This is a genomic window from Streptomyces sp. A0592, from assembly GCF_004795115.1.
GTDB classification, from domain to species: Bacteria; Actinomycetota; Actinomycetes; order Streptomycetales; family Streptomycetaceae; genus Streptomyces; species Streptomyces erythrochromogenes.
In genome coordinates this window covers 423,812-434,023 of sequence record NZ_SSBM01000001.1, presented here as the reverse complement: position 1 = coordinate 434,023, position 10,212 = coordinate 423,812, and the positions used below count along the sequence as shown (strand labels likewise).

General features: G+C 75.4%; 8 protein-coding genes. 3 read left to right on the top strand and 5 right to left on the bottom strand.

Annotated elements, in window-relative coordinates:
• Positions 1 to 54: 54 nt before the first annotated feature.
• Positions 55 to 4,968, bottom strand: coding sequence for a DNA-binding protein (locus E6U81_RS02035; RefSeq protein WP_136228283.1), 4,914 nt, complete (start codon positions 4,966 to 4,968; stop codon positions 55 to 57).
• On the bottom strand, positions 4,965 to 5,837 hold the full coding sequence (locus E6U81_RS02030) for a DUF4132 domain-containing protein (protein WP_136228282.1): 873 nt from the start codon (positions 5,835 to 5,837) through the stop codon (positions 4,965 to 4,967). Before E6U81_RS02030 ends, E6U81_RS02035 begins: the two co-directional genes overlap by 4 nt.
• 203 nt (positions 5,838 to 6,040) lie before the next feature.
• Between E6U81_RS02030 and E6U81_RS02025 the strand changes: the two genes are divergently transcribed.
• The 3 genes from E6U81_RS02025 to E6U81_RS02015 are packed head-to-tail and all read left to right on the top strand — an operon-like array spanning position 6,041 to position 7,765.
• Positions 6,041 to 6,766 carry an HNH endonuclease family protein gene (locus E6U81_RS02025; protein ID WP_240803566.1) on the top strand — a complete coding sequence of 242 codons (726 nt, stop codon included), beginning with the start codon at positions 6,041 to 6,043 and terminating at the stop codon, positions 6,764 to 6,766.
• Positions 6,763 to 7,041, top strand: a complete 279-nt coding sequence (locus tag E6U81_RS02020) for a hypothetical protein (RefSeq protein WP_136228281.1) — start codon at positions 6,763 to 6,765, stop codon at positions 7,039 to 7,041. The genes E6U81_RS02025 and E6U81_RS02020 overlap by 4 nt, the downstream gene beginning before the upstream one ends.
• Before the next feature lie 34 nt (positions 7,042 to 7,075).
• The gene (locus E6U81_RS02015) at positions 7,076 to 7,765 is read left to right on the top strand and encodes a hypothetical protein (protein WP_240803565.1); all 690 of its coding nucleotides are present in this window, start codon (positions 7,076 to 7,078) and stop codon (positions 7,763 to 7,765) included.
• A 6-nt stretch (positions 7,766 to 7,771) separates the two neighbouring features.
• On the opposite strand, the gene E6U81_RS02010 is transcribed toward E6U81_RS02015, so the two are convergent.
• The 3 genes from E6U81_RS02010 to E6U81_RS02000 all read right to left on the bottom strand — a co-directional run bounded on the left by E6U81_RS02010 (position 7,772) and on the right by E6U81_RS02000 (position 10,209).
• Positions 7,772 to 8,896, bottom strand: a complete 1,125-nt coding sequence (locus E6U81_RS02010) for a YncE family protein (RefSeq protein ID WP_136228280.1) — start codon at positions 8,894 to 8,896, stop codon at positions 7,772 to 7,774.
• On the bottom strand, positions 8,893 to 9,510 hold the full coding sequence (locus E6U81_RS02005) for an ankyrin repeat domain-containing protein (protein ID WP_136228279.1): 618 nt from the start codon (positions 9,508 to 9,510) through the stop codon (positions 8,893 to 8,895). The genes E6U81_RS02010 and E6U81_RS02005 overlap by 4 nt, the downstream gene beginning before the upstream one ends.
• A 165-nt stretch (positions 9,511 to 9,675) precedes the next feature.
• Positions 9,676 to 10,209: a GNAT family N-acetyltransferase gene (locus E6U81_RS02000; RefSeq protein WP_136228278.1), complete on the bottom strand. Its 534-nt coding sequence runs from the start codon at positions 10,207 to 10,209 to the stop codon at positions 9,676 to 9,678.
• Positions 10,210 to 10,212: the final 3 nt, after the last annotated feature.

The window sequence follows — 10,212 nt, the reverse complement described above, 5'->3', positions numbered from 1 at the left end:
CCACCGTGTCAGGTGGGCCGCCCCGGCCCCGCGTCGGGGTACCGGTCGGCCCGGTCAGCGGCGGCGGGCGCGGGTGCGCTTCACCTTGAGCTCCTGGAAGCGCGGGACGTCGCCCTCACGGACCCGCTGCCAGGCCCGGCGGTAGAGCTCCGCGGCCGGTTCGGCCGGTGCCAGTACGCCCAGGAGGGGCCGGCCGCCCGGGGTGAGGCCGTACAGGGGCAGCTTCCACTGCTCCACCGGCAGGGCCGGGGAGGGCATGTCGGCCCATCCGCCGGGCAGGAACAGCGAGCGCCCGGCGCGGCTGCGGTCGGCCGACACCACCAGGTCGGTGGCGGCCAGTTCGGCGCGGGCGGCCTTGAGCCGGGCCGGCTTCCAGCCCGTCCACCGGGCGGTGTTGCGGTCGGTGGGGTCGGGCATGGCGAGCAGTGCCAGGTAGAGGGCGGCCGCGTCGGCGCCCAGTCCGTGCTCGGCGCGGACCTCCTCCACCAGTTCGGGGACCGACCGGCTCGGGTCCTGCGGCCACCACGTGCCGGCCGCGTCGGTCTCGCCGGCCGCGGGCGCGCCCGGGTCGGCGAGCAGTGCGGCGAAGCGCGGGTCGTGGGCGGTCCGCAGGGCCGTCTCGGCCCCGGAGGGCTGCTGGTCGTCGCCGCGCAGCGCCGGCAGGTACGGGTCGGCGCCGGTGGAGTCCAGCAGCGCCGTGCGCACCGCGGGCCTGGGCTGGTCGTCGTGGGTGGCCATGACGACCGCGCCGTAGCGCTCGTAGCCCTCGCCGGTCTCGGTCGGGGTGCCGGCGACCTTCCGGAAGTTCGAAAGGCTGGTGTAGTGGGCGATCTCCAGGAGCAGTTCGGGCGCGGCGAGCCGCTGCCGTACGGCGGTCAGCGCGGGCGGCAGGAGTGCTCGTACGGGGTCCCCGGCCGGCAGCCGGTGGGCCAGCCATGCGCTCATGGCCAGGGTGGCGGTCAGGACCTGCGCGTTGAAGGGGTCGGTGACGGCCACGGCCGGCTCCACGTGGTCGCCCTTGACGATCCACGGCACGTCGACGGAGAGCTCGCGGGAGGCGGCCGGGTCGAGCAGTGCGGCCAGTACGCGGTGTGCGGGCCATCCGCCGCGGACGGCGCGCGCGGCCTCCGTGGCCAGCCAGTCGGGCACGGGGGTGCGCCGGCCCACGCGCCGGTTCCAGAGCTCCGCGGCGGCCGCCACGTCGGGGCCTTCGCTCCACAGGCGTGCCGGATCGGCGGGCAGCAGGGCCGCGACCAGGGCGCGGCGGAGCTCCGCGCCGAGGGCCTTGAGCTCGTCACGGGCGTAGGCGGCGTCGGTGGCCTTGACGCCGAGGGCGGTGCGCACCTCCGCGGGCAGGAAGTTGCGGTCGTAGGTGTCGATGTGCGGGAGTCCGGCGACCACCAGGCGGGCGAGTGCGCCGGAAACGCCGGTGAGCCGGGAGAACTCCTCCGCGGACTCCGCGCGGAAGGGCACCGGGCCGTGCTCGGCGGCCGCGCCGAGGAAGGCGGTCAGCCAGCCCGGGTCCCGGTCGGGGTCGCCGAGCGGGGTCGCGCGGCGGACGGTGTAGGGGCCGGGCACGGTGAAGATGCCGGTGGGGTCGTGGAGGAGGGCGCCGAACTCGTGCCCGTCGGGCACGGAGGTGCCGTACTCGGTCACGGCGAGGACGGCACCGCCGCCCAGCGGCAGCAGGCTGCGGTGGTAGAGGTTGCGGTCGAGTCCGTCGGGCCCGGTCAGGTGGGCCTGGCCGAGGTGGACCTCGACCTGGCGCCAGCTGTCGGCCGAGCCCTGTGCCGAGGCCATGCCGAGGGCGTCCACCTGGCCGAGCAGGGTGAGCAGTGCCTCCCGCTGCTCGTCGGTGGTCGTCGCGGCGACGGCCCGGTAGGCGGCGGCCGCGGGCCGGTCGAGCAGGGGCGTCCAGGTGAAGTTGTAGTAGGGCAGTGCAGGGGTGTCGAAGTGGAGCAGGCCGGGCGCGGCGGCGTCCGTCCCGGCGCGGGCGGCGCCGAGGAGGGTCAGGGTGCGGTGCGTGCCGTCGCTGTCGCCGTTGTAGCGGTAGTGGGCGTACTCCAGCAGGCCGTTCAGGGCTTCGCCGAGCAGCTGGTCGGCGGGGCCGAGCTCGCGGTCCTCCTCGGGATCGGTGTCCGCGTCGAGCCGGGCCGCGATGGCGTCCAGGGCCTTCTGCTGGACGAGGGCGAACCGCAGGACCTCGACGACGCCGCCGATCAGCTTCGGGTCGGTGACCCGCGGCAGGGCCGCGCTCACCAGGTCCGGCAGGTCGGTGGCCTTCGGCGCGGCCGCGGCGGCCTTCAGGAGCGCCCCGACCGTCTCGCGGTCGGCCGTGCGCAGCGCGGCGGAGCCCTCCGGGTCGCGCGGGCGCAGCGCGTACCAGTGGGAGAGCGGCGGGAGGTCGACGCTGCCGGTGCTGAAGGGGGTGTCGTGGCGGTCGTTGCGGGTCTGGGCGGTGACGACGCCTTCGGGGTCGCTGAGCGACAGCTCGCGCCAGCGGTGCGAGAGGGCGCGCGGGCGGTCGTCGCCGGGGAAGGTGAGGGCCGCGACCGGCATCTCCCTGCCCTCGGGGACGGTGACGGTGCGTCCGCCGGTGTCGGTGCCGACCCAGCCGTTGCCGGGGAGGCGGGCGGTGCGCCAGCCGAGGAGGCCGTCGACGGGCGCGCCGAGCGCGGAGCCGTCCACGGTGGGCGTGGGCAGCAGCCAGTTGGAGTACCCGGTGGAGGCCTTGCCGTTGTACCCCTTCAGGGCGTCGGCGAAGAACGCCGGGAGGGAGAAGCGCCCGTGGGCCGCGCCGACCGGGTCGTATTCGAGCCAGCCGCTGTCGTTGTCGTCGTCCCGCCGCTGCCACACCCAGTAGGAGGTGCCGTCGGACACGACCGGCCGCTCGTCCGGGAGCCGGGTGTCGCCGCGGTGCAGGACGCCCCCGCCGGTGGTGCGTCCGCCGCCGGGGAGCGGCACGGAGAGGTGGTCGCTTCGCAGGGACCAGTAGTTGCGGTTGGTGTCCAGGGTGAAGACGGTGCCGGGCGAGGAGTGCCAGTAGCCCTCGACGCGGTTGGCGCTCCAGTCGGACCAGAAGACGAGCAGTTCGCCGTCCACGTAGTGGAAGCCCATGCGGTGGCGGGCGCCGGCGGGCACGCGCAGGTCGTGCGTGAGGACGGTGGCGTCGGCGTCGATGGCGCGGACCTGGGCCGCGTTGGCGACGATCAGGTACGGCCAGGCCTCGACGACGGTGAGGCCGTGCCGGTCCTTGCCGGGGGTCAGTTCGGCGACGGCGCTCTCCCAGGCGGGCCAGGCCAGTTCCTCGAAGAGGCCGCCGCGCAGGGTGCGGGCGAGGGTTTCGCCGAGGTCGGTGGCGGCCGCGGCGGCGACGTCCTCGGGGGCGAGCGCCAGGGCCTCGGCGGGCAGCCAGGTCAGCCGCTCGATGGCGTCGGGGACTCCGGGCAGGCCGGCGGCGACGGAGGCGCGGGCGACTTCGACCATCCACTCGGTCAGGAGCGGGCGCGCGCCGGAGGAGGCGGCGACGTGGCGGACGATGTCGGCGCCGCCGCTGCCCAGGCTGTTCAGCGCCCGGCGGAAGGCGGGCCGGAAGCGGGTGTCCGCGGCGACCGCGGACAGGTCGCGGCGCTCGTCGCGGGCGGCCCAGTCCGACAGGTTGAGCGTGTCGTGGTGGTGCCGCGTCTCGTGCTCCTCGGGTGTGACGACCGGGACGTCGAGGGTGAGGAGCAGGTCGAGGAGGTCGGCGTCCTGGACTCCGATCCGCAGGCCGTCCTCCCGCCCGGGCAGGGCGAGTTCGGTGCGCAGCTGCGGGGCGCAGCGCTCCACGACATCGAGGAGGAGGGGGTTCGTGGGGCGGCGGCCCCAGCCGGCGCGGCGGGCGGTGGCGAAGCGCTCCAGCCAGCCGGCGGTGCCGTCGGCGCAGCGCTCCTCCGCGGGCAGGGCGGCGTCGGCCAGGGCTGCGGTGGAGCCGGACTCCTCCAGGAGGTCCAGCCACAGGTCGATCAGGTCGACGTCCCCTCCGGGCGGGGTCAGTCCGAGGAGCGTGCCGCGTACCGCGGGGACGCGGCGGGCGAGCGCGACGAGGGCGCTGCGGTGGGCCTTCCACCAGCCGAGCGCGGCGCGCAGGGTGGCGGGCAGGGGCAGCAGTTCGGCGAGGTAGTCCTGCTCGGGTTCGGTGCCGGTCAGGCCCGCGGTGCGGGCGAGGCGGCGCAGTTCGACGGCGGCCTGGGCGGAGGGCGGCAGTCCGCCCGCGGTGCGGCGTACGCACAGGCGGCGGAAGCGCTCGTAGGCCTCGGCGGGGCTGACGCGGAGGGCCAGAGCCTTGCCGTAGCCGGCGAGCACCTTCACCGGCAGGGCGCCGGCCAGGGCGAATTCGAGGAAGACGGAGTCGAGCCGGTCCTCGTCGACGGCCAGGCCGTGCTGGGCCTCGGCGGTGCGGGCGCGGCCGAACAGCTGGGCGGCGTAGGTGGTGTTCTCGACGGCGAGGAAGATGCGCGCGGCCTGCTCGTGGAAGAGGGGCAGGAAGTGCGGCACGGAGGCGGCGAGGCGGTCGGCCAGTTCGGTGCACGCGTCGAGCGCGGCCTTGGGCTTGGTCTTGGCCTGGCGGGCGATCCGGTCGAGCTCGGGGACGACGGCGAGGGCGTGGTGGCCGTCCTCGGGGTGGTGCACGAGGACCCATTCGGGGAAGCCGAGCGCCTGGCGGCGGCTCAGGCCGACGACGGGCGGCTCGCCCTCGTCGCGTACGAGGCCCAGGAAGCCGGCGGCGAGGTCCTCGGCCGCGCCGAGTTCGGCGGCGGCGAGCCGGACGACGACGCGGTCCTCGTCGAGGCCCGGGTGCCGGTAGGCGCGGGCGGTCAGGTCGACGGCGCCGGCTCCGGCGCCGGTGGTGCCGTTCGGGAGGACGGCGCCGGCCTGCAGCAGCAGTTCGGTCTCGGTCGCCGCGGTGTCTCTCAGGTTCTTGCTCATGCGTCCCCGCCCTCCTCGATCTTGCGCCCGGCGTACAGTGCCGCGGCCATTCGCATTCCTTCGGACCAGGCCACCGGTCCGACCTTCGTCAGCGGTACCGCCCGGCCGTCCTCGTCGTGCCAGCTCAGGGCGCCGGTGGTGGTCTCGTCGTCGTAGTAGGGCTCGCCGATCCACACCGACGCCTCCGTGCCGGAGCCGGCTCCCGTGTCGCGGACCTTGCAGGTGGCGTAGCCGCCGGAGACCCGGTAGCCGAGGGCGGTCGCGCGGGCGGCGAGGCCGAAGCGGGTCGGGAAGACCCCGCCCGCGTAGTCGCGGACCTCGGTGGCGGTGGCGGAGACCTCGTCGGGCTTGCGCCAGGTGGCGCGGTGGATCTGCTCGACCTGCTGCACGATGCCCAGCTCGGCCGCGAACTCCCGTACGTCGTCCAGGTCGGGCAGCAGCACGGGGTGGGGCAGGGTCACCGTGCGCGGGGAGAGGCGTACGGTCTCGCCGTCGAGGTTGACCACCTTCAGCTCGCCGGACGCGGTGGCGTCCCGCAGGAAGCCCACCTCGTCGGGGTCGTCGCCGACGACGGCCAGGTCGCGCAGGGCGTTCTGCCAGGCCTCGTCGGGCCAGACCCGGGCGAGCAGCTCGGTCGGCACCGGCAGGGAGGAGACCATCCAGCCGTCGACCTGGGCGACACAGGCCGCCGCGTGCCGGTCGAGCCATTCGGCGAGCCGGCGCAGCCGGTCCACCTCGGGATGGTCCTTCAGCGCCTTGGGCAGCGTCTTCAACTGCCGTCCCGCTGCCCGGCCGGTGACGGACCTCGCCGCCACCCGCCCTTCCACCAGGGCGATCTCGTACCCCTCGCCCGCCGCCAGCCATGCCATCAGACTGTGCCCCTCCGCCTGTCCCGTACGTGTTTTCACGCAGCCCTGACAGGGGGGAGCAAACCCCCCTGAGCTGCGGTATGTCGGGAGACTAGCGAGGGCCACTGACAACGCCCGCCGGAGGGGCCTCCGTAGGTTGATTGTCCGGTTCTGGGTAGTCTTTCCCGCACAGTGGCGGAGCGGTACCGGCTCGGGGTGGGGTTATGGGACGTCAGATACGCGTACCGGGTGTGCTGGTGGCGGCCGTGCTGCTGGCGGCCGCGGCCGGGTGCTCCGATCCGGAGGGGCCGGGCCCGGCGGGCGGCGGGGACGCCAGGCCCCGGCCGGCCGCTTCCCGGGCCGCGCCGCCGGCCGGGGCGCCGGCCGCCGGGGACGTGCTGCCCGGCCTGGTCACGACCGCCGAGGCCCGTACCCGGCTGGCCGCGCTGAAGGTGGCTCCGGTGGGCACGATGGCCGGCTACAGCCGTGCCAAGTTCACGCACTGGGCCGAGCAGGGCAACAAGTGCGACACCCGCGAGACCGTCCTCAGGCGGGACGGCGCAGAGGTGAGGCAGGACGGCGAGTGCCGGGCCGTGTCCGGCAGCTGGAAGAGCCTCTACGACGGAGTGGCCGTCACCGACGCCGCCAAGATGGACATCGACCACATCGTGCCGCTCGCCGAGGGCTGGCGCTCCGGCGCGTCCGGCTGGGACGCCGCCCGGCGCAAGGCCTTCGCCAACGACCTGACCCATCCCCAGCTGCTGGCGGTCACCGCGTCCTCCAACCGGTCGAAGGGCGATCAGAGCCCCGACCTGTGGCAGCCGCCGGACCGTTCGAGCTGGTGCCAGTACGGGCGGGCCTGGACCACCGTCAAATCCGTCTACGAGCTGACCGTCACGGAACCGGAGAAGAAGATGCTGACCACGATGCTGGACACCTGCACCTCATGACCGGGGCGGACCAGTGGCAGGACGAGGTGCTCGCCGGCCCGGGCGGCGCCATGACCGACGAGGTCGGCGTCATCACCGGCCCGCTCACCCTGCGTACCAGCGCGACGGCCGGTTCGCTGGTCCGGTTCGACGTCCAGTACAAGGACGCCGACGAGTGGTACACGCTCACGGGCAGCCCCCGGCCCCACCACGGGGCCCCGGCCGCCCTGCACGCCGCGGCCCTCGCCGCGATCCGCGCGGGCGGCGCCGCCGAGGCCCCCGGCGACCCTGCCTGAGCCCGCGCGCGGGGCGAGCGCGATGATGTCGGCCATGACTGCGATCACCGGCATGGACCTCACCGGCTTCACCGAACGGGAAGCCGGTGTGTGGACCGACGAGCGGGGCCTCGTCCTGTCGGTCCACTTCTTCGACCTCGTACCGGACCTGCCCGCCCCGCTCGACCGGCCCGAACTCCTTCGGCACGCGCTCGCCCGGTCCGTCGCCGCGGCGGGCGCGGGCCTGATCGAGGCCGCGTGCGGCGAGGTGGGCTCCCTGCCGGCCGTCCGGCAACTGGTGAAGGTCCGTCGGCCGGACGGGCACGGGCAGGTCTTCATCGGCTCCTGGACGGTACCGAGGGCCGTCTGCAGCGCGGTGGTGAAGGTCCAGGCGGGCGAGGGCCCGATGACCGGTCTGCGCGAGGCCCTCGTCCTCGACCAGGTCGGGCCGGAACGGTACTTCACCCCCCACCCCTACGGGCCGGACATCACAGGCGGACTCCCCCACCACGTCGCCGATGCAGAGGAGTGGGACGCGCGGTTCCCCGACCACCCGCTCACGCACGTGCGTACGACGCTCGCGCGGATCGCACCCACCGTGGTGCTGCACGACGGTTTCACGTCACTGCCGCCCTTCGCACCGGATACCGCCCCGGACTCCGCGCCGGGTACCGCGCCGGATGCCTCCGCGCCCGCCGGTCCGCCCGCGCGCCGGCGCTGGTTCCGGCGCGGCCGGTCCGACTGAGCCGGGTCAGAGCGCGGCGATGCCCAGGGGCCGGGTGCCCGCGGGAAGCCGGCGGGTGGTGCCCGTGTCCAGGTCGACGACCGTGATGCCGTTCCAGTGGCCGTCGCGGGTGAAGCCGCCCGTGACGTAGGCGGTCCGGCCGTCCCGGGAGACGGCGACGTCCTCGTGCGGGCCGTCCAGCGGGACGACCCGCTCGGTTCCGTCCGGGGACCGGACCGTCAGCGACGGGCCCTTGCCGTCTCCCGGCCGGACTGCCCCGGTACCGACCACCAGGAGCCGGCCGTCGGCCGTGAGGGCGACCCCGTGCTGGTGGGTGTCGGCGGTCATCGGCTCGACCGCGGTGCGGCCGGTGCGCGGGTCGACCACCGCGAGCCGTTCGCCCTCGAACGGCAGCAGCAGCTTCCCGTCGGACGGGCGTACGGCCGTGTAGTGCGGCTTGAGCCAGGAGCCGAGGCCGCCCTCCGTGCCGTAGGGGGCCACCTCGATGCGGCGGGTGCTGAGCGGTCCGGCCGCCACGACGGTGACGTCGAAGGAGTCGTGCCCGGTGACGTAGACCTCGGTGCCGTCCCGCGAGACGTCCACGTCGAAGGGGCGCCTGCCCACCGGTACGACGGCGGTGACCTCGCGGCTCGCCGTGTCGAGGACCTCCAGGACACCGGTGGTGCCGGGGACGTTGACCCCGACGTAGGCGCGTGCGCCGTCCGGCGAGAGCGCGATGCCCATGCCGCCGCCGCGGTACTCGCCATCGGTGACCGGGCCGGTGGCGGTGCGGTAGGGGATGCGGGCCACGCGCACGCGGGTGCGGGTGTCGACGACGGCGACGCCCTCGGCCGTGGCCACCCACGCGCGGCCGTCCGCGCCGACGGCCAGGGCGTACGGGGCGCGGCCCACGGCGACGGAGGCGACCGCGCCGCGCCCGGGGTCCACGAAGCTGACCGTGTCGCCGCCGAAGTCCGCGGTCAGGAGCAGGCCCTGCGGGGTCGGCGCGGTGGCCGGCAGCGGTGCGGCCGCGGACGGCGCCGGCGCCGCGTCCGGTGCGGACGGCGTCGCGTCCTGGGTGCAGGCCGCGAGCAGGGTCGCTGCGGCGAGCGCCACGAGGACGGTACGGGTGCCCCGCGCCCGGCGCTTCACCGGTCCGCCCCGGGCTGCGCCCCGGCCGCGCGCAGGATCCGCGCCATGCTCTCGAAGCCCCGGCGGGCGGCGTGCTCGTACGGGGTCACGCCGTCGTGGTCGGCCAGCAGCGGATCGGCGCCCGCGGCGAGCAGGATCCGGGCGACCTCCGCGTGGCGCGGGCCGCCGTCACCGAGGATCACGGCCTCCAGCAGGGCGGTCCAGCCCAGCCGGTTGACGTGGTCGACGTCGGTTCCGGTCTCCTCCAGGACGGCCCGCACGTACGCGGTGTGGCCGCGCTCGGCGGCCGGGATGAGGGAGATCCCGCCGAAGCGGTTGACCTGCTTCAGGTCGGGTCCGGCAGGCAGCAGCAGGCGCATCATCCGCACGCTGCCGGTGACGCCGGTGACCAGCCACGGGCTGTCCTCGCGCGAGTCCGGGGCGTTGGGGTCGGCTCCGGCGGCGACCAGCAGCCGCGCCGCGGCCAGGTGGTCGCCGAGCGCGGCGAGCAGCAGCGGTGTGCGCAGCCGGTCGTCGCGGGCCTCCACGGCGGCGCCCGCGGCGAGCGCCGCGCCCACCGCGGCCGCGTCGCCGCGGCGGGCCGCGTCGAGGAGGAGTCGGTCGTGCGCGTTCATGGTGTCCTCTCGGCTCCGGGGCGGGGAGGGCCGCGTGCGCCCTCCCGCTCCCCCGGTCCATGCTCGCCCGGCCGCCGCCCGGGTCCGGTCCGCCCGGCGGGCAGAGCCGTCGGGCGGACCGGGCGACCCCGGGGTCGTCCGATCGGCTAATGCGGGAGCTGTGGATCAGCCCTCGTATTCCGTGAGGTCGATGCCGTGGATCTCCACGGCGTGGCCGTGGCGGGGGTCGGTGGTCTCGCGTTCGCGCACCATGTCCAGCTTGCGGAGCACGTTCTCGGAGGCGGTGTCGCCGAGCCGGCTGACGGCGACGACGCGGTCGAGGCCGCGGTCCTGGAGGGCGAATTCCAAGGTGGCGTGGGCGGCTTCGGAGGCGTATCCCTGGCCCCAGTACTGGCGGCCGAGCAGCCAGCTGATCTGTACGTCGGCCCGGGCGTCCGGCAGGTCCTCCAGGACCGAGAGGCCGACGGCCCCGATGAGCTCTCCGGAGCCGAGGAGCTCGACGGCGAAGAGCCCGAAGCCCTCCTCGTCCCACTCCTCCTCCCAGCGCTCGATCGCCTCGGCGGTCTCGTCGAGACCGAGGGTGGAGCCGTCGCCGATCCAGCGCATCACCTCGGGGTCGGCGTGGATCTCCGAGAGGGGGACGAGGTCGTCGTCGGTCCAGAGGCGGAGGAGGAGGCGGGGGGTACGGATCTCGGTCATGTC

What these genes read in the sequence shown, in the direction of transcription:
- E6U81_RS02035 (WP_136228283.1), bottom strand. Translation starts at nt 4,968, where the DNA reads ATGAGCAAGAACCTGAGAGACACCGCGGCGACCGAGACCGAACTGCTG.
- E6U81_RS02000 (WP_136228278.1), bottom strand. Translation starts at nt 10,209, where the DNA reads ATGACCGAGATCCGTACCCCCCGCCTCCTCCTCCGCCTCTGGACCGAC.
- E6U81_RS02025 (WP_240803566.1), top strand. Translation starts at nt 6,041, where the DNA reads ATGGGACGTCAGATACGCGTACCGGGTGTGCTGGTGGCGGCCGTGCTG.
- E6U81_RS02020 (WP_136228281.1), top strand. Translation starts at nt 6,763, where the DNA reads ATGACCGGGGCGGACCAGTGGCAGGACGAGGTGCTCGCCGGCCCGGGC.
- E6U81_RS02005 (WP_136228279.1), bottom strand. Translation starts at nt 9,510, where the DNA reads ATGAACGCGCACGACCGACTCCTCCTCGACGCGGCCCGCCGCGGCGAC.
- E6U81_RS02030 (WP_136228282.1), bottom strand. Translation starts at nt 5,837, where the DNA reads ATGGCATGGCTGGCGGCGGGCGAGGGGTACGAGATCGCCCTGGTGGAA.
- E6U81_RS02015 (WP_240803565.1), top strand. Translation starts at nt 7,076, where the DNA reads ATGACTGCGATCACCGGCATGGACCTCACCGGCTTCACCGAACGGGAA.